Source organism: Pseudomonas putida, assembly GCF_026625125.1.
Taxonomy (GTDB): Bacteria; Pseudomonadota; Gammaproteobacteria; order Pseudomonadales; family Pseudomonadaceae; genus Aquipseudomonas; species Aquipseudomonas putida_X.
This window is the reverse complement of record NZ_CP113097.1, coordinates 3673461-3696309: the sequence shown is the minus strand read 5'-3', so window position 1 is coordinate 3696309 and position 22849 is coordinate 3673461. Positions and strand designations below refer to the sequence as shown.

At 58.8% G+C, this 22849-nt stretch carries 33 protein-coding genes, 2 tRNA genes and 3 pseudogenes; 19 read left to right on the top strand and 19 right to left on the bottom strand.

What is annotated here, in order from left to right; genetic code table 11:
- The first annotated feature begins 159 nt into the window (after nucleotides 1–159).
- Nucleotides 160–1320, top strand: a complete 1161-nt coding sequence (locus tag OSW16_RS17040; RefSeq protein WP_267824017.1) for a GGDEF domain-containing protein — start codon at nucleotides 160–162, stop codon at nucleotides 1318–1320.
- 1 nt (nucleotide 1321) lies between these two features.
- On the opposite strand, the gene OSW16_RS17035 is transcribed toward OSW16_RS17040, so the two are convergent.
- Nucleotides 1322–1624 (bottom strand): RcnB family protein, encoded by a 303-nt coding sequence (locus OSW16_RS17035; RefSeq protein ID WP_267817055.1) that lies wholly within the window; start codon nucleotides 1622–1624, stop codon nucleotides 1322–1324.
- A 112-nt stretch (nucleotides 1625–1736) separates the two neighbouring features.
- Here OSW16_RS17035 and OSW16_RS17030 point away from each other — a divergent pair, with 112 nt between their 5' ends.
- A complete protein-coding gene (locus OSW16_RS17030) occupies nucleotides 1737–2087 on the top strand; it encodes a hypothetical protein (RefSeq protein WP_267817053.1) in 351 nt (116 codons plus the stop codon).
- 91 nt (nucleotides 2088–2178) lie between these two features.
- Nucleotides 2179–3000, top strand: coding sequence for a class I SAM-dependent methyltransferase (locus OSW16_RS17025; RefSeq protein ID WP_267817051.1), 822 nt, complete (start codon nucleotides 2179–2181; stop codon nucleotides 2998–3000).
- On the opposite strand, the gene OSW16_RS17020 is transcribed toward OSW16_RS17025, so the two are convergent.
- From OSW16_RS17020 to OSW16_RS17005, 4 genes are all read right to left on the bottom strand, one after another.
- On the bottom strand, nucleotides 3001–3768 hold the full coding sequence (locus OSW16_RS17020; RefSeq protein WP_267817049.1) for an SDR family oxidoreductase: 768 nt from the start codon (nucleotides 3766–3768) through the stop codon (nucleotides 3001–3003). It lies immediately after the preceding gene.
- A gap of 23 nt (nucleotides 3769–3791) precedes the next feature.
- Complete coding sequence (locus OSW16_RS17015) at nucleotides 3792–4859, bottom strand: phosphotransferase family protein (RefSeq protein ID WP_267817047.1); 1068 nt, start codon at nucleotides 4857–4859, stop codon at nucleotides 3792–3794.
- Nucleotides 4860–5051: 192 nt separating this feature from the next.
- On the bottom strand, nucleotides 5052–5369 hold the full coding sequence (locus tag OSW16_RS17010) for an SCP2 sterol-binding domain-containing protein (RefSeq protein ID WP_241805356.1): 318 nt from the start codon (nucleotides 5367–5369) through the stop codon (nucleotides 5052–5054).
- 55 nt (nucleotides 5370–5424) lie between these two features.
- A complete protein-coding gene (locus tag OSW16_RS17005) occupies nucleotides 5425–6135 on the bottom strand; it encodes a histidine phosphatase family protein (protein ID WP_267817045.1) in 711 nt (236 codons plus the stop codon).
- A 197-nt stretch (nucleotides 6136–6332) separates the two neighbouring features.
- On the opposite strand from OSW16_RS17005, the gene sohB reads away from it, so the two are divergent.
- The gene (gene sohB, locus OSW16_RS17000; protein ID WP_267817043.1) at nucleotides 6333–7352 is read left to right on the top strand and encodes a protease SohB; all 1020 of its coding nucleotides are present in this window, start codon (nucleotides 6333–6335) and stop codon (nucleotides 7350–7352) included.
- A gap of 152 nt (nucleotides 7353–7504) precedes the next feature.
- A tRNA-Cys gene (locus OSW16_RS16995) sits at nucleotides 7505–7578 on the top strand.
- A gap of 101 nt (nucleotides 7579–7679) precedes the next feature.
- On the opposite strand, the pseudogene OSW16_RS16990 reads toward OSW16_RS16995, so the two are convergent.
- The 3 genes and pseudogenes from OSW16_RS16990 to OSW16_RS16980 all read right to left on the bottom strand — a co-directional run.
- Nucleotides 7680–8021, bottom strand: a pseudogene (locus tag OSW16_RS16990) (integrase); the annotation flags it as partial.
- A gap of 113 nt (nucleotides 8022–8134) precedes the next feature.
- On the bottom strand, nucleotides 8135–8320 hold the full coding sequence (locus tag OSW16_RS16985; RefSeq protein ID WP_267817041.1) for a DUF551 domain-containing protein: 186 nt from the start codon (nucleotides 8318–8320) through the stop codon (nucleotides 8135–8137).
- Nucleotides 8317–8568, bottom strand: a complete 252-nt coding sequence (locus OSW16_RS16980; RefSeq protein ID WP_267817039.1) for a hypothetical protein — start codon at nucleotides 8566–8568, stop codon at nucleotides 8317–8319. Before OSW16_RS16980 ends, OSW16_RS16985 begins: the two co-directional genes overlap by 4 nt.
- A 509-nt stretch (nucleotides 8569–9077) precedes the next feature.
- Here OSW16_RS16980 and OSW16_RS16975 point away from each other — a divergent pair.
- Nucleotides 9078–9434 carry a hypothetical protein gene (locus tag OSW16_RS16975; RefSeq protein ID WP_155773851.1) on the top strand — a complete coding sequence of 119 codons (357 nt, stop codon included), beginning with the start codon at nucleotides 9078–9080 and terminating at the stop codon, nucleotides 9432–9434.
- 99 nt (nucleotides 9435–9533) lie between these two features.
- Here OSW16_RS16975 and OSW16_RS16970 read toward each other — a convergent pair whose 3' ends face one another.
- The gene (locus OSW16_RS16970; RefSeq protein ID WP_267817035.1) at nucleotides 9534–9719 is read right to left on the bottom strand and encodes a hypothetical protein; all 186 of its coding nucleotides are present in this window, start codon (nucleotides 9717–9719) and stop codon (nucleotides 9534–9536) included.
- Nucleotides 9716–9901: a hypothetical protein gene (locus OSW16_RS16965; RefSeq protein ID WP_267817033.1), complete on the bottom strand. Its 186-nt coding sequence runs from the start codon at nucleotides 9899–9901 to the stop codon at nucleotides 9716–9718. Before OSW16_RS16965 ends, OSW16_RS16970 begins: the two co-directional genes overlap by 4 nt.
- 284 nt (nucleotides 9902–10185) lie before the next feature.
- Between OSW16_RS16965 and OSW16_RS16960 the strand changes: the two genes are divergently transcribed.
- The 5 genes and pseudogenes from OSW16_RS16960 (at nucleotide 10186) to OSW16_RS16940 (ending at nucleotide 12572) form a co-directional block, all read left to right on the top strand.
- A complete protein-coding gene (locus OSW16_RS16960; protein ID WP_267817031.1) occupies nucleotides 10186–10566 on the top strand; it encodes a hypothetical protein in 381 nt (126 codons plus the stop codon).
- The gene (locus OSW16_RS16955; protein ID WP_267817029.1) at nucleotides 10556–10738 is read left to right on the top strand and encodes a hypothetical protein; all 183 of its coding nucleotides are present in this window, start codon (nucleotides 10556–10558) and stop codon (nucleotides 10736–10738) included. The genes OSW16_RS16960 and OSW16_RS16955 overlap by 11 nt, the downstream gene beginning before the upstream one ends.
- A 354-nt stretch (nucleotides 10739–11092) precedes the next feature.
- Nucleotides 11093–11347, top strand: a complete 255-nt coding sequence (locus tag OSW16_RS16950) for a hypothetical protein (RefSeq protein WP_267817027.1) — start codon at nucleotides 11093–11095, stop codon at nucleotides 11345–11347.
- 142 nt (nucleotides 11348–11489) lie between these two features.
- Entirely contained in the window at nucleotides 11490–11879 is a 390-nt protein-coding gene (locus tag OSW16_RS16945; protein WP_267817025.1) for a hypothetical protein, read from the top strand.
- Between the two features lie 484 nt (nucleotides 11880–12363).
- Nucleotides 12364–12572 (top strand): annotated as a pseudogene (locus OSW16_RS16940) (hypothetical protein).
- A 9-nt stretch (nucleotides 12573–12581) separates the two neighbouring features.
- On the opposite strand, the gene OSW16_RS16935 reads toward OSW16_RS16940, so the two are convergent.
- The gene (locus OSW16_RS16935) at nucleotides 12582–12869 is read right to left on the bottom strand and encodes a YceK/YidQ family lipoprotein (RefSeq protein WP_324288852.1); all 288 of its coding nucleotides are present in this window, start codon (nucleotides 12867–12869) and stop codon (nucleotides 12582–12584) included.
- Between the two features lie 499 nt (nucleotides 12870–13368).
- Nucleotides 13369–13731, bottom strand: a complete 363-nt coding sequence (locus OSW16_RS16930; protein WP_267817021.1) for a YceK/YidQ family lipoprotein — start codon at nucleotides 13729–13731, stop codon at nucleotides 13369–13371.
- Between the two features lie 88 nt (nucleotides 13732–13819).
- On the opposite strand from OSW16_RS16930, the pseudogene OSW16_RS16925 reads away from it, so the two are divergent.
- Together OSW16_RS16925 and OSW16_RS16920 are read left to right on the top strand one after the other, a co-directional pair.
- Nucleotides 13820–14263, top strand: a pseudogene (locus tag OSW16_RS16925) (structural protein P5).
- Nucleotides 14260–14790, top strand: coding sequence for a DUF2514 family protein (locus OSW16_RS16920; RefSeq protein WP_267817019.1), 531 nt, complete (start codon nucleotides 14260–14262; stop codon nucleotides 14788–14790). Before OSW16_RS16925 ends, OSW16_RS16920 begins: the two are co-directional and overlap by 4 nt.
- A gap of 758 nt (nucleotides 14791–15548) precedes the next feature.
- Here the strand turns inward: OSW16_RS16920 and OSW16_RS16915 are convergent.
- Together OSW16_RS16915 and OSW16_RS16910 are read right to left on the bottom strand one after the other, a co-directional pair.
- Nucleotides 15549–15785, bottom strand: a complete 237-nt coding sequence (locus tag OSW16_RS16915) for a hypothetical protein (RefSeq protein ID WP_267817017.1) — start codon at nucleotides 15783–15785, stop codon at nucleotides 15549–15551.
- A gap of 261 nt (nucleotides 15786–16046) precedes the next feature.
- Nucleotides 16047–16736 carry an SOS response-associated peptidase family protein gene (locus OSW16_RS16910; RefSeq protein WP_267824015.1) on the bottom strand — a complete coding sequence of 230 codons (690 nt, stop codon included), beginning with the start codon at nucleotides 16734–16736 and terminating at the stop codon, nucleotides 16047–16049.
- Nucleotides 16737–16838: 102 nt separating this feature from the next.
- Here OSW16_RS16910 and OSW16_RS16905 point away from each other — a divergent pair, with 102 nt between their 5' ends.
- The 5 genes from OSW16_RS16905 (at nucleotide 16839) to OSW16_RS16885 (ending at nucleotide 19788) form a co-directional block, all read left to right on the top strand.
- Nucleotides 16839–17267 carry a LexA family protein gene (locus OSW16_RS16905; RefSeq protein WP_241805353.1) on the top strand — a complete coding sequence of 143 codons (429 nt, stop codon included), beginning with the start codon at nucleotides 16839–16841 and terminating at the stop codon, nucleotides 17265–17267.
- Nucleotides 17257–18531, top strand: coding sequence for a translesion error-prone DNA polymerase V subunit UmuC (umuC, locus tag OSW16_RS16900; protein ID WP_267817014.1), 1275 nt, complete (start codon nucleotides 17257–17259; stop codon nucleotides 18529–18531). The genes OSW16_RS16905 and umuC overlap by 11 nt, the downstream gene beginning before the upstream one ends.
- Nucleotides 18525–18734: a hypothetical protein gene (locus OSW16_RS16895; RefSeq protein WP_267817012.1), complete on the top strand. Its 210-nt coding sequence runs from the start codon at nucleotides 18525–18527 to the stop codon at nucleotides 18732–18734. The genes umuC and OSW16_RS16895 overlap by 7 nt, the downstream gene beginning before the upstream one ends.
- A 336-nt stretch (nucleotides 18735–19070) precedes the next feature.
- Nucleotides 19071–19367 (top strand): hypothetical protein, encoded by a 297-nt coding sequence (locus OSW16_RS16890; protein ID WP_267817010.1) that lies wholly within the window; start codon nucleotides 19071–19073, stop codon nucleotides 19365–19367.
- 163 nt (nucleotides 19368–19530) lie between these two features.
- On the top strand, nucleotides 19531–19788 hold the full coding sequence (locus OSW16_RS16885; protein ID WP_267817008.1) for a hypothetical protein: 258 nt from the start codon (nucleotides 19531–19533) through the stop codon (nucleotides 19786–19788).
- A 48-nt stretch (nucleotides 19789–19836) separates the two neighbouring features.
- On the opposite strand, the gene OSW16_RS16880 is transcribed toward OSW16_RS16885, so the two are convergent.
- Nucleotides 19837–20241: a hypothetical protein gene (locus OSW16_RS16880; RefSeq protein WP_267817006.1), complete on the bottom strand. Its 405-nt coding sequence runs from the start codon at nucleotides 20239–20241 to the stop codon at nucleotides 19837–19839.
- A gap of 277 nt (nucleotides 20242–20518) precedes the next feature.
- The gene (locus OSW16_RS16875) at nucleotides 20519–21193 is read right to left on the bottom strand and encodes a polysaccharide lyase family 7 protein (protein WP_267817004.1); all 675 of its coding nucleotides are present in this window, start codon (nucleotides 21191–21193) and stop codon (nucleotides 20519–20521) included.
- Between the two features lie 251 nt (nucleotides 21194–21444).
- Here OSW16_RS16875 and OSW16_RS16870 point away from each other — a divergent pair, with 251 nt between their 5' ends.
- On the top strand, nucleotides 21445–21657 hold the full coding sequence (locus OSW16_RS16870; RefSeq protein WP_267817002.1) for a hypothetical protein: 213 nt from the start codon (nucleotides 21445–21447) through the stop codon (nucleotides 21655–21657).
- A gap of 1 nt (nucleotide 21658) precedes the next feature.
- Here OSW16_RS16870 and OSW16_RS16865 read toward each other — a convergent pair whose 3' ends face one another.
- The 3 genes from OSW16_RS16865 to OSW16_RS26935 all read right to left on the bottom strand — a co-directional run bounded on the left by OSW16_RS16865 (nucleotide 21659) and on the right by OSW16_RS26935 (nucleotide 22829).
- On the bottom strand, nucleotides 21659–22072 hold the full coding sequence (locus OSW16_RS16865; protein WP_241805345.1) for a DoxX family protein: 414 nt from the start codon (nucleotides 22070–22072) through the stop codon (nucleotides 21659–21661).
- Nucleotides 22073–22212: 140 nt separating this feature from the next.
- A tRNA-Leu gene (locus OSW16_RS16860) sits at nucleotides 22213–22298 on the bottom strand.
- A 312-nt stretch (nucleotides 22299–22610) separates the two neighbouring features.
- On the bottom strand, nucleotides 22611–22829 hold the full coding sequence (locus OSW16_RS26935) for a carbohydrate porin (protein WP_324288851.1): 219 nt from the start codon (nucleotides 22827–22829) through the stop codon (nucleotides 22611–22613).
- Nucleotides 22830–22849: the final 20 nt, after the last annotated feature.

The following is a 22849-nucleotide window of genomic DNA, read 5'->3' as shown; positions in this document are numbered from 1 at the left end:
TGGTTTCCTGAGCGGACAATTTTTTGCTGCGGTGACGATCAATGGCGTGCTTGCCGGCAGCTGTTCTGTCCCGCTCGGTCATGGCTCGGGTGTGGCTGGGCGCTTAGACTTGCGCACAGGCCGCAAAGAAGACGGCCATCTGCCACACGGTGAATCATGATGATCGCCCATACACCCACGCTGTTCGCCGCCGTTGCACTGGTCGCGACCATCCTGGCGTTCTGCCTGTTGCTGGTCGGCCGGTCCAATCGCCACGACAACCTCTGGCTCACCGCTTGCGGCTTGCTCGCCCATGCATTGGCCTACGTTTGCTACACCGTCTATGGTCACGCCCCGCTGTGGCTCAGCTATGGGGTGGGTAACAGCCTGCTTTCATTGGCCCTGGCTTTCTATTCGGCCAGCCTGTTTCGCGTGCGCGAGCAGGCTGTGCCCTGGCGGCAGGTCTTCATCATTCCCGTCTGCATGTTGGTGGGCCTGATGCTGCTGCTCGACACCGTGGAGCCGCGCATGCTGCTGGCGACGCTGGTGCTGATGCTGCAGTGCACGCTGATCCTGTACTGGGTGCGGCGCCACGTGGAGCGGCCGGGCAGGGCGCACCTGTTGCTTCAGATTGGCGCCCTTGTCAGCCTGGTGGGGCTGGGCATGCGGGCGTTGGCAGTGATCAATGGCACTGCCGTGGAAATGCGCTACGACAGCAGTAACCTCAAGCAGAGCATTTCCGTCGCTATCGGTACGGTAACGGTGATGATGTACTCCATTGGCCTGGTGCTGATGGCCAAGGAACGCAGCGAATCGCGGTTGAAGCAACTGGCCTTGCGCGATGTGCTGACGGGCACCTATAACCGTCGGGCGATTCTCGAGCGCTTTGCCGTCGAGTTGGACCGCGCTCGTGGCGAGCGCAGCAGCTTGGCCGTGGCGATGATCGACCTCGACCATTTCAAGCGAATCAATGACCTGTACGGGCACCTGGCCGGGGACGAGGTGTTATGCCATTGCGTTCGGCAGTTGGAGCAGCGCCTGCGTCACCGCGACAGTCTGGGCCGCTATGGGGGGGAGGAGTTCCTGCTGCTGTTGCCGCAAGCCGATCGTAATGGCGCGATGGCTGCTCTGCAGGGCCTGAGGGAGGCCATTGCCCTCAGCCCGGCGCACTTCGCCGGGGACCAGATCACGCTGCGCTTCAGTGTGGGGCTGTGGTGCGGCGTGCCTGGCCCGCACGACACCACCGCGAGCCTGCTTGCCCAGGCTGACGCGGCGCTGTATCAGGCCAAGGCAGCCGGGCGCAACACGGTGTACATGGCGGCGTTGACCGCTGCCAGTTGAGTCAGGACGCCGGGTGGATGGCCAGCACCACGCCATTGGTGATCTGCACCAGCACATAGTGGTCGCCCATGCGTACCCAGTGGCTTTCTTTCTCCGGTGCTGGCAGGCCCTTGGCTTTCCAGTCGGCCACGGCTGCTTCTTCGCGCTTGTACTGGTCGGGGGCCTTGTCGCCCACTTTGAGTTCGCGGTTATGGGTTTCTGGTGCGGTGACGCTCTCTTGAGCCGAGGGTGCGGCTGACGCCATCATTGGCAGGCAGGGCAGGGTGGCGAGTAGCAGCGAAGGCAAAAGGCGAGGGACTTTCATTTCAATCTCCTGAGATGGCATGCCTTATCTGCGACAACAGCCCCCATCCGACAATTCACTCGCGATGCTGCGCAGTGCTAGAGTCGCCTTCTTTTTGTCCCGAGGATGGAACATGCGAGCAATTCTGCCGATGGCTGCGGCGCTGGTATTGGTCGGTTGTGCTTCAGCGACCATGGATACGGCCCGTGGTGGCAAGCCGACTGCCCAGCTCGATTCGCAAAAGGCGCCGGAGTTGGTGGCCCAGTGCATCCAGTTCAGTTGGCAGAAAGAGGATGTGTTCGGGGACGACGCCAGCGGCTATCTGCAGCCGCGCAAGCAAGGTGGGCTGACGGTGTATACCCGCGAAGCGGAGTCGTTCGTGGATGTCTATCCTCAAGCGGGCGGCACGCGGGTGGATTACTACGCGCAGAAGAATGACGGCGTGGCCCTGCAGCGGCGGGCGGCGGCGGCTACCTGCCTGTAACGCTTGCCGGATTAGGGGCTTTGCCGGCGCCGGCGTGGGCACGCTTGGCAAGGTCCCGATGGCCGCAACTCAAACGACAAGGACGTACAGCATGGACCGATCGCATCAACTCAACCGCGCCAGCTGGGATGAGCGCGCGCCGCTGCATGCTGCCTCGAAGGACTACGAGGTCGAGCAGCTGGTCCAGCAGCCGGCGCACCTTTCCCAGACCGTACGCTTCGACCTGCCACGCCTTGGCGATATTCAGGGCCTGCGCACCGCTCACCTGCAATGCCATATCGGCACCGACACCTTGTCGCTGGCGCGCTTGGGCGCGCTGGTGTGCGGGCTGGATTATTCGGCAGCTTCGCTGATGCAGGCGCGGCGCCTTGCCGGGCGTTGCAACATAGCCATCGACTACGTAGAAGCCGATGTCTATGAGGCCGATCAGGTACTGCAGGCAGGCACCTTCGACCTGGTCTACACCGGAATCGGTGCATTGTGCTGGCTACCGCGCATCGAGCCTTGGGCCCGGGCAGTGGCGGCCTTGCTCAAGCCTGGCGGTCGGCTGTTTCTGCGCGATGGCCACCCGATGCTGATGGCCGTCAATGAAGACCATCAGGACCGGCTGCAATTGGAATATTCCTACTTCGAGCACGAAGCGCCGACGGTTTGGCACAGCGACCAGACTTACGTCGACAGCGATCAACGCCTCACCCAGACCGAAACCCATGAGTGGAACCATGGTCTGGGCGAAGTCGTCAGTGCCCTGCTGGCGCAAGGGCTGCAACTGACGGCACTGGTCGAGCACCAGAGCATCCCCTGGGAGGCATTACCCGGCCAGATGGACAAAAGCGCCGACGGCGAATGGCGCCTGCGTCTGGGGCCTGAGCGCTTGCCGCTGAGTTACACCCTGCAGGCGATCAAGGCCTGATCAGGACAGGTAGCCTCCGTCGACATTAAGCGCTGTACCGGTGGTGTAACTGGAGGCATCGCTGGCCAGGTACAGCACGGCGCCGGCCATTTCCTTGGGGTCGGCCACGCGTTTGAGCGGAATCTGCTGCAGTGCGGCGTTGAGGATGGCGTCGTTTTTCACCAGCGCCGAGGCGAACTTTGTGTCGGTCAGGCCAGGCAGCAAGGCATTGCAGCGGATGCCGAACTGCGCGCACTCCTTGGCGAAGACCTTGGTCATGTTGATCACCGCAGCCTTGGTCACCGAGTAGATCCCCTGGAAATGCCCTGGCGAAACCCCATTGATCGACGCCACGTTGATGATGCTGCCGCCGCCGTTTTCCCGCATCAGCTTGCCGGCTTCGACAGACATGAAGAAATAGCCACGGATATTGACGTCGACGGTCTTCTGAAAGGCGCCCGCGTCGGTGTCCAGCACGTTGCAGAACTGCGGGTTGGTGGCGGCGTTGTTGACCAGCACGTCCAGGCGGCCGAACTGTTCGCGGATACCGGCGAAAACCTGCTGGATCTGTTCCAGTTCGCCGATGTGGCAGGCCACTGCGGTGGCCTTGCCGCCTGCGGCGATGATCGCATCGGCCACCTGCTGGCAGCCCTCGAGCTTGCGGCTGGAAACGATCACATGAGCACCTTGCTGGGCCAGCAGGTGCGCGATGGCCTCGCCAATGCCGCGGCTGGCGCCGGAGACGAAAGCGATCTTGCCATCGAGGTCGAACAGGTGGGTCTTGGACATGCTGTTTTCCTTGTTGTCTGTCGTCAGAGCGTGGACTTGGCTATTACCTGCAGGCTCATCTGCTCCAGCAGCCGGTTCATGTGAATGAACTGGGCGAAGCGCTTGTCCTGGGTCTGGCCGTGGTAGAAGCGGTAGTAGATCTGCTGCACGATGCCCGCCAGGCGGAACAGGCCATAGCAATAGTAGTAATCGAAGTTGTCCAGGCGGATGCCCGCACGCTCGGCGTAGTAATCGACGAACTGGCGGCGGGTCAGCATGCCCTGGGCATTGCTCGGCTGGCGCCGCATCAGTTGCACCGGCGCCGGGTCGCTCGCCTCGATCCAGTAGGCCAGGCTGTTGCCCAAGTCCATCAGTGGGTCGCCGATGGTGGCCATCTCCCAGTCCAGTACGCCAATGATGCGCATGGGGTTATCGGCATCGAGGATCACGTTGTCGAAGCGGTAGTCGTTGTGCACGATGCCTGGGCGAGGGTGGTCGGCCGGCATCTTTTCGCGCAGCCAGGCAATGACCTGCTCCCAACGCGGCGCATCGGGTGTCAGGGCTTTTTCGTAGCGGCTGGTCCAGCCTTCGATCTGGCGCTGCACGTAGCCCTCAGGCTTGCCCAGGTCGGCGAGGCCGCAGGCCTGGTAGTCGACTTGATGCAGCTCTACCAGGCGGTCGATGAAGCTTTTGCAGAGGGCCTCGGTACGGCTGGCATCCAGGTTCAGTTCGGCGGGAATGTCCGAACGCAGGATGATGCCGTTCACCCGCTCCATCACATAGAACTCGGCGCCGATCACCGTTTCATCGGTGCAGTGGGCGTAGGCCTTGGGGCAATAAGGAAAGCCGCTGTTGAGCTGGTTGAGGATGCGGAACTCACGGCCCATGTCGTGGGCCGACTTGGCTTTCTGGCCGAAAGGCGGGCGCCGCAGCACGAACTCACGGCCTGGGTAAGCCACCAGATAGGTCAGGTTGGAGGCTCCCCCGGGGAACTGGCTGATGCGTGGTGTGCCCTCAAGGCCGGCGATATTGGCCTTCAGGTAAGGATCGATGACGGCCGCGTCGAGTTCTTCGCCGGGGCGTACCTGAGTGGACTGATCGGTGAGCGTCATGCGTTTACCTTATTATCTATCGCAAGGATTATTGGCTAATCTAATGGCCTCGAGGCATTGGAACAAGCGTGCCAGGTGCCCTATAGGTTTGCGTGTTGCCGGCCGATCACTGCACCGAATACGCCACGGCGGGCAAAAAAAAACCGAAGCCGGTCTGGCTTCGGTTTTCGTCTCGCGCGGTGCGCCCATCACTCAGGAAGGGAACAGCTCGCTGAGTTTCATCGACAGCATCATGTCGCCTTCAACGCGAAGCTTGCCGCTCATGAACGCCTGCATGCCGTCGGTCTCGCCGCTGACGATGCCCTTGAGGGTGTCGCTGTCCATCACCAGGGTGCAGTTGGCGTTAGGGTTCTCGCCTTCCTGCAGGTCGCAGGTACCGTCCTTGACGATCAGGGCGTATTTCTTGTCTTCGTCGGTGATGTCGAAGCCGAACACCAGGTCCAGGCCTTCGGCTGCAGACGGATTGAACTTCTCTTGCATCTTTTTCACGGCATCAGCTACGGAGGTCATGGCGTATTCCTTATTGAGTGATTTACGTCCCTGATCGGGACACAACAGGCCGGGCTCATCTGTAGGTAATGAGCTCCGGCACCTTCAACAACTGCACGTGGGCCTGGTTGTTGAAGGAAGCCAGTGCCACGTCGCGGCCGCGGAACTTCAGCTGGCTGAGCGACGTGTTGATGATCTGCCAGTTCAGCGAGAAGGCCTGGCTGGGGGTAATTCCAGTAGTCAGGTGAAGCAGGGCGGCAATGGTGCCTCCTGAGGTGAACACCGCGATGTTGTCGCCACTGCCGGCGCTGTCCAGCACACGTTGCAAACCAACCTGGACTCGCGCGGTGAACGCTTGCCAGGTTTCCAGGCCGTCGTCGGCATGTTCGCCGTCGTGCCAGCGCTGCACCATCACGGCGAACAGGCGCTGGAATTCGCTGCGGTTCTGCGCGCCATTGCGCAGGATGTGCAGGGCCTGTGGCTCTTCGGCCAGCAAGCCGGGCAGCAGGGCACGGATAACACCGTCGGCATCGAACTCATTGAACGCAGGGTCGGTCTCAATGGCGGGCACTGCGCAGCCATTGGCGTGCAACGCCTCCAGCGCCAGCCGCGCAGTGTCTTGCTGGCGGCGCAGGTCACCCGCCACGCATCGGTCCAGGCGCAGGTCCAGCCGGGCAAGGTGCTCACCCAGTGCCTGGCTTTGCCGCATGCCCACCGGCGACAGCACGTCATAGTCGTCTGCGCCGAATGAGGCTTGGCCATGTCGGATGAGGTAGAGGTTGCCCACGAAGGTATCCGGCCGCTTGAAGGTTGCTGCGAGGTTAGGATGCGCCACACAGGCTGTCAACGAAAAAACATACAAGCGTTTGAAAAGGTCGTTTGAACTGTGTTGCCAGCGTTTACCGCAGCTGGCAGCGCCACGGGCGCACCGGTATGCTTGCTAAAGTTTCGCGCCGTACAGGCGCAGGTTCATAAGGAGTCAACGTGGAGTTTCTTGCCGAATACGCAAGCTTTCTCGCTAAAACCGCCACCCTGGTGATTGCCATCCTGGTGGTGCTGTCTGCCATCGCCGGCTTGCGCGGCAAGGGGCGGCGCAAGGCTGGCGGGCAGTTGCAGGTTACCCGCCTAAACGAGTTCTACAAAGAGTTGCGCGAGCGTCTGGAATCCGGCCTGCTCGACAAGGCCCAGCTCAAGGCCCTGCGCAAGCAGCAGGCCAAAGCGGAAAAACAGCAGAAGAAAGTCAAGGTCGAAGAGAAAGGCCGGGTGTTCGTGCTCGACTTCGATGGCGACATCAAGGCGTCCGCCACCGAAAGCCTGCGCAACGAAATCACGGCACTGCTGACCCTCGCCACGCCGCGTGACGAGGTGGTACTGCGCCTGGAAAGCGGTGGTGGCCTGGTGCACAGCTACGGCCTTGCGGCCTCGCAGCTGGCGCGCATCCGCCAGGCCGGCATTCCGCTGACCGTGTGCATCGACAAGGTGGCCGCCAGCGGTGGTTACATGATGGCCTGTATCGGCGAGAAAATCGTCAGCGCGCCGTTTGCCGTGCTCGGTTCAATCGGCGTGGTGGCGCAGTTGCCCAACGTCAACCGCCTGCTGAAGAAGCACAATATCGATTTCGAAGTGCTGACTGCCGGTGAGTACAAGCGCACCCTGACCGTGTTCGGCGAGAACACCGATAAGGGGCGCGAGAAGTTCCAGGAAGACCTGGACATTACCCACCAGCTCTTCAAGGATTTCGTCGCCCGCTACCGCCCGCAGTTGCACATCGACGAAGTGGCCACCGGCGAAGTCTGGCTGGGTGTCGCCGCGCTGAATCGCAAGCTGGTGGACCAGTTGCAGACCAGCGACGAGTACCTCAGCGAGCGCGCTCGCAACGCCAACCTGTTCCATGTGCACTATGCCGAACGCAAAAGCCTTCAGGAGCGAATCGGCATGGCGGCGAGCGGTGCGGTGGAGAACGCCGTGGTAGGGTTGTGGAGCAAACTTGGCCGCTTGCGCTAACACCTTGAACCTCTTGAATATTTTTTCTGTTCAGGGGGTTGCAAGGTTGAATGAATGCAGACATAATGGCGCCCATCGAAACGCAGCAAACTTTGAAAAAGGTTCTACGTTTCAAGGAGATAGAAGCGTAAGCAACTAGATCCGAACTTTGAGGCCGAGTAGCAAAGTGGTTATGCTCCGGATTGCAAATCCGTCTACGCCGGTTCGATTCCGACCTCGGCCTCCACATTCGAAAGCCCCGCAGATTAACGTCTGCGGGGTTTTTCTTTGGGCGATAGAAAACCCTATCGTTTCCGCATTATTGGGTATCGTTTCCGCATCGGGCCTTTACTTGGTCGGGCTGACCACCTCGCCGACTCGGCGATACACCCGCTTCGTGATCTCCTCCTTCGAGTGGCCAAGCAGCCTGCTCGCGTGGCTGATGTCCTCGATTTCGGAAGCAGCCTTCGGTCGGATATCGCGAAACTGGAACTGCCGAACCTTAGTCGCCAGGTCAGTGTTGCCATCGGCGCTCAGCTCCCGAGCGGCCCTGTCTCGCGCTTCGCTGAAGCGGTTCCTAAGCATTTCCCAGCTCATGCGCAGACCAGAGTCGTTGGTGATGAGCCGCGAGTTGCGCACGCCCTGCAGCTTGCGCCGCTCAAGTAACGCCTCGATGAATAGGCCAACGCCTTCCGCCCAGTGAACTTCCTGCTCACCAGAGAGACGACGATCCAAGGCCCGGGCCTGGGCGCTGTCGGCATAGAGGTCGTGCTGGGTGGGTATGATCGCCTCCAGGTGGTGGGTTACTCGGTGGGTGGGGTAGGCAGGGGCATCCAATGAGTCGCGTACGGGTCGTACCAGAAACCCCAACCTTCGGTGTCGTCGTAGACGTATTCGGAAAGCGCGACTTCGCCGGACTCGCAGACGATCAGATAGTCCGCCTTGATCTCCTCCGGCAGTCTGTCGCTGCACTTGATCCAGCCGCTCATGGCTCATCTCCACGGCGCCGGCGCTCGGTTGCCATTTCCATATCCAAATCATGTCGCTCCTCGCTGATTAGCTCAGCTACGGCATTCTCGATTTGGGCCATGGCCTGCTCCGCGTCAGCGGCGCGGCGAATCATCACGCGCAGCAACTGAATGGCGGCATCAAGGCGCGTTGGGTAGACATGCGCCGAGAATCCGCCGGCTTCAGGTTCTTGAATCATGATCTGGCCGGAAACGCTCATTCCGCTCATTGGGTGATCCTCAGGACCGCATTGGCCAGGAGCCAGGCGCGGGTGACCAAACCCACCGTGAAAGGTGGCCTGGCGCCTGCCTAATGCGGTCGAAGTGAAGGGAAGGGGATGCGGGATGCATCGGAGATCGCTCGAATCTGGCTGGCGAGTAAACCGTCTTCGCCGCGTTGTTCGTCGCTCTGGCTCGGGTAAAGGTGGCCACCCTGCTATCTCGGGGCTGTCAGCCGAGCGATCTCCGATGAACCCTGCGATGGGGAGCAGGGCATCGGGCAGTTAACGTCAGACTGACGCATCGCTGTGTTCAGAATGGCTCAGGGGCCGTATTATCTGAGCGGTGTCTTGGTTTGATGCTGGGACTCACCTCCATTGAAGGACATACGCATGGGACAGTATTTCGGTAATTCAGGTCTATTCGAGGCTGCTTCGTATTCACGCAACGAGATCCTGGTGAGCGGCATTGCCAGCTGGGAGCGGAAAAATATTGCCCTGAATACGAAGGAGTTTTTGATATGTCCAAAGAACTACTCGGAGTTTCTGCTCTAGGATTAATGGTGGTTGGTGAGTTCTGTGCAATCTACAGTGAGGTGGTAGTCGCTAAACTTGCTCAGACAGGAAGTGCTTCATGGGGAGCTATCAGTTTCCCCTTGGCATTGATGTGTTTTGCGGGGATTTGTCTACTGGCGGCATACTGGCTTGGATACGTTGCAGTCGGTGATATCTGGATCGTCACCGTGGTATCAGTCACCTCCTTGTTGCTTCTCGAGCCCGTAGTTGTGTGGTCTCTGTTCCATGAGACACCAGGGCGGGGAGCGCTCATTGGCTTCGTCCTAGGGGCCTTGGGTATGCTGTCCACTGCATTGCTTTAACTCACCCTTTTGGCCCAGCGTCTGATTGCTGGGCCAATTCGTTACGTCACACGTTGATTTCCCGTCCGGCCCGGTCGCCAAGGCCAGCCAGTGAAATCTTCATGCTGCAAACAGTTCTTGCTGCTGGGGCTCCGGCATCAGGTAGGCAGCCAGCTGATCGGTCGGCCATTCCGTGACGTCCGTCCAGTCGGGATGCATTACCTTGAACACCGTTGGGTGCAGCCACTGGCCCTGCTTCTTGTCCGGGCTGATGCAGAACTTGAAGCCCTGGTCGCGCAGGATCATGCGGCCTCCTTGCAGTCAGCGGCTGTCATCCGCTGGCCGTCTTCCAGCTCTACAACGCACACGCCGCTCGTGTAGCCGCGCTCCGAGTTGATCCGGTTCGCCTCGCGAATGCAGTCCGTTAAGTCGGCGTCGGCGAATACCTCGCGCTCGCCGGCGAGGGTGATGCGAAGGACTTTGTTCATCCTGTGTTCCTCCAGTGGATTCCCAAAGCACCCGGTCGCCCAGGTGCTTCAGTGAATCGTTCTGTCCCATTACCGCCGGGGTGGCGGGGCGCATTGCATGCCCGGGTCGTTCTCTCGGTTTAGGCGTTTCATCAACTGGTCGAAGCACCAGAACCCACACGTCAAGGAAGCCAAGAGCACCATCCCTGAAATGCCTGTCGTAGAGGCATGCCAGGGAAAGCATGAGGAAAGCACCGTGCAAGCACCAGACTCGCACAGTTCTTTCCCTGCTGATTCCCTCTCTCTTGATTCCTGATTCCCTAAACCCGACGCCAGCGCCGGTGGATTCGGTCGAGCTGTTTTCGCGGTTCTGGAAGCTGTACCCACGCAAGGTCGGGAAGGACAAAGCCGAGAAGGCCTGGGCGAAGCTCAAGGTGAGCCAGGCCTTGTTCGACAAGATCGTCGCCGCCCTGGCTAAGCACCGGCAGCTTCCTGGGTGGACCAAGGACAACGGCCAGTTCATCCCGCATGCCTCGACCTGGCTCAACGGGAAGCGCTGGGAGGATGAGGTCGAGCTTCCTGCTGACAACGTGCACCACCTGCCGACCAGTCGCCACCACGGCTTCGCTGACCGCGATTACACCCAAGGCCTGAAACAGCGGGAGGACGGCAGCTATGCGCTCTGAAAAAGTCACCCCGATCAACCAGGCAGCCATCGTTGCCATTGCTGCAATTTCCCTCAGCGGATGCTGGGAATCCGGGGCGGACAAGAAAGCCAAGACGCAGCAAGAGGCGAGCGACAAATTATGGGATATCACCCCTCCCGATCGTAGTAAGGACAAGGGCTTTAAGCCCTAGAGCGCCCGCACCTGCTAACGCCGCCTTTTTCTGGGCGGCGTTTTCTTTTATGAGCTGGCCGGCAGCGCCGCGTAATCTCTGAACTTTTGCAAAATCTGATGGCTCTGAGCCATTCCCGCAGAGCACAGGGCTATGTGGCATCTTAGAGATTCAGTCATGTTTTCAGAAAATTTCTACGGCGTATTCCTGGTTGCCGAATCGGTATTGGCATTCACCGCGCTGGCTATCGCATACCATTGGGACCGAGGCGTTTAAGCGTTTAGAGTGATCCACGATTAGGCGGTTCTTCCAGGTAGCGGCATTGTGAGGTCGTTTCATTTGACGCTGCACATGACTTCTATGGAGAGACGCGGAGTGCTGACGATTGGGGTGGTTGAGAGGATCAACCAGGATCGGATCGCGATTTGGGTGGAGGCGCAGAGCGCGTACACCGTCATTGAGTTGCAGTCGACTGCCCAGATCGAGCAGGGCGATGTCATGTGCTGGCGTGATTGCTCCACTGCGGGATCATGCAATTACTGGAACGCGACCAAAGGTTGGAATGCTGAGGTGAGCGTGCAGGCTCGGGATGTCGCGCTCGAGCTCCTGGGACAACATCTCAATTGGTGAGACTGGGGCGTGCTGGGCAGCTCAATGCTACGTGCTCTGGGAAAAAGCGCCGTAGTTCAGTAGGGGCCAGCCTTGCAGCATCGAGGTGGCGCAATTGCTGGAACTAAGGTAAAGATGACGCGCTTTTTTAGAGGAGAGCGCTGTGGAGTGGTACGAGTCGTTGTTTTTACAGATGTGTGGCCATGTGATTACCCAGACCAGGGTAAAACAGCGCCCCGGGTCCACCGCGGCACCAAAGCTGGATGTCGCATCAACTAGAGATCTCGTGGATGCTTACAAGCGTGGAGTCGGGCTGGCTTTTGACCTAAACGACCTGCAGAGGGCATTCCAGGGAGACGTGAACTGCGTCCTGCTGATACTTGTCCATGAGCACCAGTTCTCAAGCATTCTTCATGAGCTGAAAAAAGTTCAGGATGTCGCGCTGAGTGCCACTTTGCGCACCGACGCTCCTGCAAGTGACTTTTCCAACTATCACGTTGATGTCGCTTTAGTCAGGCAGACCTCATTCGGAACCATGCCAACCGCGCACTGATGCGCGGGCGGGCAGCGCTGGAAGGTCAGGCCGCGAGGCGCTTCTTCTCGGCGCGGTGCTGAATCGGGCGCAGTCGTAGGGCCTCTTTGTAGCTAGCCTTGGCTGCCTTCATGTTTGGCGGCCAGCGCCCAGTTTCCCACGGATTGAAGCGCTTGGTGTCAGTTTGCTTTCACTTGTTTTCAATATCAAATAAGCTCTGCCTGCAGGCCGTAAGTATGCTATTTGCTTTCCATCATTCTACGGCAGAAACATCCAAGAGAGATTTCCCAACGAAGCATCCTGGGATTTGGTTAGATCGCACTACATGCTCTACGGCATCTGCCAGAGTGATGGTATTCAGTCGACGGGCGGGGCGCTGATAACCGACCATACCTCGCCGTCGTTTGACCCCAGTCCGCCGGCTGCGAGCAATGTTTCTACTCCAGTGGCAGTCCACTTGTAATCGATGTCACAGGTTTCTAATCAGCTCCAGGAGGGCACCGCTATACCATTTGTAGCCGTAAATATGAGCAACGCCTATGACGTGCAACAACACACGATACGCCACCCAGGAAGAAGCTGATGCCCGGGCGCGGGAGATCCTGAGTCAGTTCCCGACTGCTCAAGTCTTCACCGCCCCAAGTGCTGAAAGACTACAGCGCCGAGACGGACCCGGTTGATCCAGTGCCAGAGCCTGAAGCTCCTGCGGCCTGATAAGGGGCATCAATATTCCATTCTACGAATGGGCACATTGCCGCGCTTGTATTGTTGATATCCGGTGTACGGAAGGATCACTGTATCGGCAATGCCCGACACCGCCATATCGACCAGGATAGAGAAGGGCGCCCAATGAGGCCCGCTACGTTGTGGCCCATTCAAATTGCAAAACTGATAAGCGACTCCGCTGTACGCGCGAGGAATTGTATGGCAAGTAGTCTGCCATCTAGCGAGATCATCCACGGCTTTCGATTCGTTCGACACCGTTCGTACGGTCCCACACCCGCTCAACATAATAGTAAGAGCCATTCCAATCCATAGTTTGCTCATCGAAGTAATTCCATCAGTAGTGGCTATGACGGCGGGCTCAGAGCCAGATCAGCGAATGCGCTTTGTTGGCTCTGGCCGCGGCGGCGCGTTCTTAAAATTTTCAGTATCTGCGATCGTTCCACCAGCCATCGCGCGGTTGTCGGGACGAGCACTCAGGCTGGTTTGGTGGATCACCATCACAGGGTATGCCTTGTGCTTGGGTGTCACGGCTATTCCCCTGAGAAAAGCTCCCGCACCCGCCACCCAGTGCGCACAGGACTAACAACACCGCCATTTTGATTCGCATGACTCAATTCCTTCTGGTTCAGTCCATGTATTACGCATCAGAACCACTGAGGACACATAGCCAGCCTGTCAGCGGTTTTTTCGCAGGCAGCAAAGCCACGCCAGCTACTGGGCGAGGGAGTTCTCGAAGTCTGCGTCGTAGCTAAGGTTCAGAAGGATTGCAGCCGCGAGGCTACTGTCACAATGAAGGCCCCGACTCAGGCTGCTCTTGAATTAGCTGCGGGCTAAAGCTTGGTATCACCATATTGCCGTATTTGTATTGCTGATAGCTGGTATACGGCAGCACAACGGTATCAGCAATACCAGATGCGGCCATGTCGATCAGGATTTGATAGGGGTCTGAATGTGTTCCTGGTCTTTCCGGTCCAGTTAGGTTGCAAAACTGGTACGCAACGCCGCTGTACATCCGAGGGATGGCCGGGCAGTACGTGTTCCATTCGGCTAGATCGCCCATGGCTTTCGACTCGTCCGATACCGTTCGCACGGTCCCGCAGCCGCTTAGCCCAATAGCGAGCGCCACTCCAATCCATAGTTGTTTCATTTGGCCCCCCCCTTCGTAGTGGCCTGATAATAGCGCATTCATCACTCAGCCCGCCTCGTGCGGGCTTCTTTTTGCGTGGAGAAAACCCATGACTCAGCCGCAGCCCCGGGGCGTTCGTAATCGGAACCCCGGCAACATTGACTTCGACCCACGCAACAACTGGCAAGGCCAGATCGGCAGGGAACCTAGTGGGCGCTTTGCCATCTTCGACACACCCGAGACCGGCATCCGAGCCTTGGGCAAGCTGCTGATCAACTACCGGGGCAAGAACGGCATGCCAGGCGTTGGCGGCTAAGGCATCGACATCGTGCTCGAAACCATCAACCGCTGGGCGCCGAGCAATGAGAACGACACCCAGGCCTATGCCTCGGCCGTGGCCAAGCGCCTGAGCGTGGGTGCCACCGACCCGATCAACATCAAGGATCCGGCCACGCTGCGCGGGATGGTTGTCAGCATCATCATCCACGAGAACGGCGGCAACTCATACCCGCCGGCAATCATTGACGAAGGTGCGCGGAGGGCGCTGGCATGAGCTGGCTGGCCGCGGTACCGGCCTGGTGCTGGTGGCTGATCGCCCTAGTGCTGGTCGCGGGTGGCCAGCAGTATCGAGGGGCGGTGGCGAAGGGCGATATTGAGACGGCACGCCGCGATCTGGCCGACGACCGGCTCGAGGTTTCCGAGCGCGACCGCCGCGCTGCCGCCCAAGCCAGAACCGAAGAACAGCGCCGCCAAGCCGTGGCGGACAAGAAGGGCGAGAGTGCACGACAACAACTTGAACTGGCCAAAGACCGCGCCGCTGCTGCTGGTGGGCTGCGCAGTAAAATCGCCCGACTGCGCGCCGGCCGAGCAGCAACCTGCGATACCATCACTACCCAGCAGCGCCAGGCAGGAACCTCTGTCGTCGTGGTGCTCGGGGAATTGCTTGAAGTGTCTGACCGAATGGCGGGCAGCTGCGCAGCAGCGCTTGAGCGAAGTCGAGTAGATGGGCTGGCGTGCGAGTCGATCTATAATGGCCTCTCGATACAGGAGAGGAATAGCAGTGGACAGTCATCACGTTAAAGCAAGCCGGATGCAGGAGTGGCCCACACCAAGGCGTTTACGCCGTGTCGGCTTTGCGCTGTTTGGCATATGGGGAGCCCTATCGTCGATGTATCCTGGCCAGCACTTTGTCTGGCTGGCTGTTCTCGGAGCGTGCTTTTTGGCTTCGGTGATTATCTCCAAGCCGATCAGAAAGCGTTGAGGAACTGACGGGCAGCGCCGGATGGTCAGGCGGCTTCGGACAGGAGCGGCGCGGTGGTGGTATTTATCGTCGGCATCGCCGAGATAGGGCTTGAGCCCAGCGCCGGTATGCTTGCCAGCTTGGTTCCTTTGGTTGGTGTAGTCGCTGGAGCTCGGCCGAAGCAGGTACCCCTGTGCCGGCCTGTTCAAACCATGTGGATGGATTCCTGTGGCGGAAACAGTACGTTCTTAACGTCTCAGCACGCTTGAAGTCCAGATTTGTTGCGGCGTTGAACATCAGCGCCTCTAAGTGACGCCAGCGCATCAGCATGCTCTTCCGATTGAAGGCCAGGGTTAGTCGAGGCGAGATATCGGCGTTCTGGTCCATGGCCACGACCCGGTCCAGCCTGATGGCCAAGATCCGGCTAGCCTACGATGCTGCCCTGGCCGAGCGTGACAAACGCTTGGCTGAGCTGACCCGGAAGGCCGAGAGTGCCGCGACAAAGGCGTCGAAGGCTGCGACCGCCGCCACCCAGGCAATTGCTAAGGCTCACCATGCCCTAACTGGGTGTTGCCGTAATCGCAGCGAGAGCTAATAGTTACCTGATGAGGCCTTTCGTAGCAGTGCTGGGCACAAAGCCTCCGGTACCTTGGTTGGGGCATTTTTCTCGCAGCTTGCGCATCAGCTCTGGGTACTTAGCTTCCTGCTTCTTCAGCATCTCCTGATCATTGCGCTTTAAGTCGGAGCACTTAGGCTCTTTGACATCTTCGGCACACGCGGAAATGGAGCTCATCGCAGCTGCGATAGCAGTGGCACAGATCAGTTGTTTGAACATGAAACCTATCCTTGAAGAGTTGAACTTTGGCTGCAGAGCATCTGTTGTGCACTCGACAGTCAACACCTCCGCCTGAGGTACCTCTCATATCAAGCTCCACCCCAACCAGGCAGCGCCATGCTGATCCGGTGGCCGGGCGAATCTACAGCGACTGCATGGCGCAGCGAACCGCCACGTCTGATTGAGCGCGACGGGGCCGGCATCATACCTCATGTTGAGCGAGTGAAAGCGCCAATTCCGGTACAAGGATGTGCCGCCTCTTCACTGAATCGGCCTTATCAACTCAGCGCCCTGATTACGTACATTCCCCACGGCCTTGCCCACCGGGTACCACCTGAAATCCTCAGCCGGGCGGCATCCTGTCTCCACGATCGCTGCAGCGCGCTCAGGCGACGTGGTAGGGGCCAGCCATTCTAGAGCGGTCTCTGGCGTCAGCACCAAGGGCTTTCTGTCATGGATGTCGATCAGCCCCTGGTCTGCCGCGGCCGTGACGATCACGAACCCGTCGCGCTCGTCCGGCTCAGTGCCCTGGTGCACTTCAGCGAGCGCAGCGAAGTAAAGCGGGGCGCCATCCGCGCTCGTGATGTACATCGGTTGTTTTCGCTTTGGCTCTGCTGGGTCGGGTATCCACTCGAACCACCCGTTCGCTGGCGCCAGGGCTCTACCGGCTGGCCACAGGTCTCTGAAGAACTTCCCCGTCACGACCGTCTCAGCACGAGCATTGATCGGGTCGGGGCGCTTCCCCTTCGCCCAAAATGGCGACCACCCCCACTTCACCCGATCCACGCTCAGCCCCCCGTCTACCTGGCGTATGACCTCGACGCGGGTGGAGGGCGCCACGTTGTAACGGCTTATTGGCTCGTGGTCATAACCATTTATCACGACCAGGTCCAGCGATAGCTGGCGCAGGTAATGATCCATCGATTCGTAGATCGAGTACCGTCCGCACATTGCCCACCTCTCGCCCGTCAGAATTTTCATCGCCCAGGATTGACCGAGCGGCCGATGCCGGATTTACTGTATACACATACAGTATTCATCAGGCTCACCATTATGACCATCACAATTTTGGGTACGCCATCTGGCACTACCGAGCCGCTACCGCTCTATTCATTTCATGTGCCGGCCGGATTTCCATCCCCGGCAGCGGATCATCTGGAAGGCCATATCTCCCTTGATGAGCTGTTCGACCTCCGCGCACCCCATGTGTATCTGGTGAAAGTGGAGGGCGACAGCATGCAAGGGGCGGGGATTTACTCCGGCGACATTGTCATCGTAGATCGCGGCCGGGAGGCCGAGCACGGCGACGTGGTCATTGCCGCGGTAAACAGCGAGCCGGTCTGCAAGCGCCTGCATCGTCGCGACGGCGTGGTGATCCTCAAGTCGGAAAACCCGGCGTATCCGCCGCGGTACATCATGGAGGGCGATGATCTGGTCATATGGGGCGTTGTGCGTTACAGCGTTCGCGACCATGCGCAGTGACCAAGTTTTCGCACTCATCGATTGCAACTCGTTTTACGCGAGCTGCGAGCGGGTATTCCGGCCCGACCTGGCCAAGACCCCGATCGTTGTGTTGAGCAACAATGATGGGTGCGTGATCGCCAGGTCATACGACGCCAAGCCATTCGTGAAGATGGGCGAACCGTACTTTCAGGCCAAGGACAAGCTGCGTCGGCACGGCATCATGGCCTTTAGCAGTAATTACGCGCTTTACGGCGACATGAGCGAGCGCGTCATGTCCCTGATCGAGTCGATGGTGCCTGCCGCCGAGATCTACAGCATCGACGAGTGCTTCGCTGATCTGTCCGGTATTCAGGAAAACCTGAGCCAGTTCGGGCGAAAGCTCCGGTCCAGGATCTTCCAGTGCACCGGCATACCTGTGGGGGTTGGGATCGCCGGCACAAAGACCTTGGCCAAGCTCGCCAATCACATGGCCAAGCGCTTGCAAGCCCAGACTGGCGGGGTGGTCGATATTACCGAGCCGTTCAAGCGCGATTGGGTGCTACGCAATACCAAGGTGAAAGAGGTATGGGGAGTGGGTCGCCGTATGACTGCCCACCTTGAAGCGATGGGCATTCACACGGCGATGGATCTGGCCAAGGCTGACGCCTGGACGCTGCGACAGAAATTCAGTGTGGTGGTCGAGAAAACTGCCCGCGAGCTGGCCGGCACGCCTTGCCTGGAATTGGACGAGGCTGAGCCGCCGAAGCAGGAAATCTGCTGCAGTCGGATGTTCGGCAAGCGGCTGACTGAGCTGGCGCCCATCAAGCAGGCGGTGGCCACCTATGTCGGTCGGGCCGCAGAAAAGCTTCGGGCCCAGGGTTCGGTGTGCAAGCGCATGCGCGTCAGCATCCGCACCGGCATGTTCAACCCGGATGAGGCGCACCACGCACAGGGGGCTTTGGTTGAACTTCCATACCCTACCTGCGACACGCTGTTGATGACCCGATTAGCCACAGAAGCGGTTGGCCGCATCTTCAGGCCCGGTTTTCGCTACAGCAAGGCAGAGGTGCTGCTGATGGACCTGCGGCAATCAGGTGAGTTTTCAGGGGACTTGTTTGCGCTGAAGCAATCGGTGGCATGTGACCGGCTGATGCAGGTGATGGATGGCATCAACGAGCGCTGGGGGAGGGGGACGATGCGAGCCGCCAGTGTGCCGGCGACACCGGACTGGGCAATGAGGAGGGAGATGATGAGCCAATCCTATACGACGCGGATCGACCAGTTGTGGACGGTCAAATGTTGAGGCTGCCAACGGCCTGGTTGGCCGAACTCAATGACCAATCGGCTCTGGTGGCCGATCCCGATGGTCGAGCAGCTGTGCTTGCTGAACTCGCGATTGCCGCGCACCGACGCAGCGACGTTGATGCAGACCAACTCGTCGAGATGCTGGAGTTCGCCGAGTCTGCTCGGCTATGGGCACTGTTTGAGCGTGAAGAGGTAGCGTGAGGCGCTCGAAGCGACTGGGGGGCTATAGGCCGTTCTTGTATCGGTTTGCAAACCGTCTTCGCCCGTTCGATGGTGATGCAGTTGATGCCGACCCCCTTTGAGCAGGTGGCAGGTGACGCCGCGCCAAGGCTTGAGCGCCTCCATGCCCAGGTCGATCGCACGGTCTATGCCTGATGCTCCGTGCCCGCCATATCACGGTAGTGAATGGCGGGGAGACGATCACAACCGATTGTCCGATTCAAATCACAAACCGGTGGTACTCGGTTGCTTAGCGCCGGGCTTTGGCTATGGTGGCAATACACCATCCGAATAAGACCAAAGTATTAGGAGAGCGCCATGAGGATACGCGGTGAAGTTTTCTGGGCTTGGGCTGACCCGACGCTTCACAGTAGGACTCATGACGAAAGACTCGATGACGGAACATTCATAGATGTGCAGGTGCGACTGTCGCGCACAGGTAACACGCAGATGTTCATCGGGGTGTATGCCTCAGGCGGCATGGCCCTTCATGAGGAGGCATTCGATTCACGTCCCGGTGAATCCATGACCAGAGCGCTGGCCTGGGGTGTGGGGCGCGCCCGTCGGATCGCGGCCGGAGAGATTAGTCAGTCGGAGCGCTCAAAGACCGGGTAAGGCCTCCCGCTGCGGTGCTTACGTTGGCAGCTAAGAGTCAGTTCGAGCGAGGGGAGAAGTGATACGTTCGTCGGGTTTTCACCAGCAGTAAGAAACACCAGGCAGGTGTGCTAGTCGGTGTAAGTAGTACTGATAAGAAACATGGACTTGCGGGTGAATTCTCATGGACACTGATAATCAAGAGCGCCAGTATCATGCGTACCAAGCGCTCAAAAGGCTCAGCGAGTTGACGGCTGATACGATGACCAAGATCGCCTATGGGCAAATCGATAGCATCGATTGGTACGATACCTGCCGCAGCCACCGTGAGGCGTTCGATCACTGGATGGAGTTCGCCGATGCCCAGAATCGCAGGGTTCTGGAGGCGCCCCAGTTGAGAGGCGCGAGCAATAACGCTAGCCAGCGTTTAAGAAGTCGATAGCATTTAGAGCGTCAGGGCGTTCGTGAATGATTTCCCTCAGGCCTTGCGCTACACGAGGGCAAAATCAGTGACGCAGCCCTTTGCGTCGATGGCCACCGTGAGCACTTGAGGGTCGCTCAGGCCCAGGCCCTCTTCTGTGTAGACAAACGCCCACCGAAGCAATCGCAGGTCACCCCGGCTTTCGCAGTCCTCATACGGGCCAAGCAGTCGCTCTAGCTCGGCTGATGTGGAGTGCCCGCAAACGATGTACTTCAACTGCTCCTCAATCTGGGTAGCGCTGATGCTGAAACTTTCAAGCAGCATTTTGCGCTCCAGAGCGGTCATCAGGCGATTTGAATCCGTTTGCATCGTCTCAATACACTCCATAACCAGATCGTAGGTTTGTAGGGCAATTCCCGGGCGGGAGCGGATTTTACCCGTGAAATGTACTGAGTAGTACAAAAAGATGACCAAGGGTCGTACCTTAGCTGATCCCCCCGCTGTTGCGCACGATGGCCTGGGAGTCGTTTGTTTCGTTGTGGGGGCAAAGATTTCCGAAGCCGAGCAGCTACGAGGGTAACGGTGAGCATGCGTGACGGTTGGCATTCAGCGTCCGGCGGTATTAGGCCCTCCAGAAAAAGAAAACCCGCCAACAAGTGGCGGGCCCAAAGAACGTGAGAAGCAGTGTCAGTGTGCCAAGGCGTGTGTCATGAATTCGTGAAGAACATGTAGGTAATCGGTAATGCCTGGCTCACTCATGGCTCAACTCAAGTGCGCTGATCACACACACCGAAGCATCCTCTGCCGGCGTGTCATCGCTGAAGTCCACTTGATTGTAGACCCCGCCGTGGAAATTCAGCGTCTGCGTTGCCCACGATGGCCCCAGTTGCAGCCCGACCGTGGTGCCACTGCGGCCATTGCAGTTCGCGCTGACCTTGCAAGCGCCGTCTTCGCTAACCTCGATACTCACATCGAAGCGCACGCCCAGCGGCACATCGGCCAGCACGGTGCTGTTGAGAGGCGTTGCCTGAGTCAAATCTGAGCGAAAGCCTACAGTGATTTTGCCTTTGTTCCAGAACACCTTGATTGGCGGGCTGTTGTTATCTTTCACATGCAATTGGGCAATGACCACCTTTTGCGCCAGATTGACCTTCTCCAGGGTCATGGTCTGGTGATTGCGGTGGCGCGCGGCACTGCCCAGTGGCCAGTACACGGCTTCTTTCCATTCGCAGCGTGTGCGGTGAGTACTCTTGCTGGCCGCGCCCTTGGTCGGGGCGGTCATGCGTATCGAGCCGTCACTCTGACGGGCAACAACGCTGGTCAGGGTAGCCAAGGCCTGTGCGCCAGTGACCTCCAGGGCAACCGGGTTGGAGGGCGATTTCGGCACCGGGGTGGTGATGATCAGATTGTCGATGTCTACGGCCATGAAGTTTCTCCTTGAAAATTCCGAGTCCTGCAAGGTTTGCGAGCCTGGCAGGCAGGGGGGAAGTTCCATCGAAGACGTGTTTCACTGATGAGGCGCAGGGAGAAAAAAGCCCGCCATGCTGGCGGGCAAGTCACGTTTGAAGGGGGAGCCTGTAGGATGAGGGCTACTGGTTAAGTCAGTATTAACCCACCCACCATTGACCATGGCTGCAGATGCGCCTATACAGGCGTGCCATTTTTCCGGGAGCGACCATGCGCGACGAAGACGACCTGCACGAGCCTGAACACGATCACCTGCTCGACCACGAATTTCTCTACGACAGCTTTGAACCTGAGGCGGATGCGCAGGGTGCCGAGGATGAGGTCGAAGAGGATGATGCGCTGCTGGATGACCTCGATGACCTCGATGACCTCGATGATGACGAGCGCGACCATCCAGCCTGGCACGATGACCTGGACGACTGACTCAGCGCCCGTCCAGCGAGAATCGCCCGGGGCCGCTCACCGCCAGCAACAGCAAACCGCCAACGATGCTGAGGTTCTTCAGGAACTGGGTCATGTTGGCGGCACGTTCAGGGTCGACCATATTCCAGAACGGGTGCCCCAACAGCGCGGTGCCCAGTACGAACAGGGCGAACAGCAAGGCTAGCGGACGGGTGTAGAAGCCTAGGATCAGGATGATCGCGACGAAGAATTCCATGATCACGGCGACCGCTGCGGCGACCATGGGCGCGGGAGCTCCCAGCGACGTCATGTAGCCGACCGTGCCCTCGAAGCCGGTCAGCTTCGCCCAGCCGGAAATGACGAAGAGGATCATCAACAGCACACGGGCGACCAGGATGATCACGTCGCGTTGACCAGCAAGCAGGGAGTAGCGCATGGCAGCCTTCCAGTGGATGCAGACAAACTCCACTCTAGCAGCTGCAAGGCGAATTTCCGCCGGGCAGCAAAAAGGCGCCGTATGGCTAGCCACGAGAAACAAATTTAGGTGCCAGGCCGAGCTAGCCTGTGCTTCAAGGATGGTGCCCCGGGCCGGACTCGAACCGGCACGCCCAGAAGGCGGCGCATTTTAAGTGCGATGTGTCTACCAATTTCACCACCAGGGCAGGTGAGGCAGGCGATTAGACACTAAAAACTCGAGAAAATCAACGGTTTAGTTGCTGAGTAGGAGTGTGGATGTGGCTTTGCGGATCAATTTCACTGAAGACTTTATTCGTGATCTTGTATGTTCTGACCGGGAGTCTGAGATGTATGTTTAAGATAGTCACACTCAGGCATTGCTGTTCGAGTAACGAAGGCCGGTGGGAAGATTTTTTATGCAATTAAAAAGTTGATGGTAAAGACCCGCGTAGAAAGATTGAGGTGTTTGATGATAAGAGCACGAGGTTGTCCGTGGTCAGGGAGGCTACAGAAAGGACTTATGCGGTTCTTGATGTGATCCTTGTTCCAGAGCGCAAAATGAGTTTGAGAGAAAGCATCTCTGTCCCACTATTGCGGTTGGCGAGAGCGAAGCTGAATTGAGTTGCGTCCCACCCGGCAAGTTTCTGGAGGTCGATGTCAGTTCCAAGGGTGAATTGATCGGCGTAGCGGGTAGCGTGCTCGTTCCTCCGGTAGCCACCGTAAACGCTTGTTGCCATTTCGCCTACGTATCCCATGT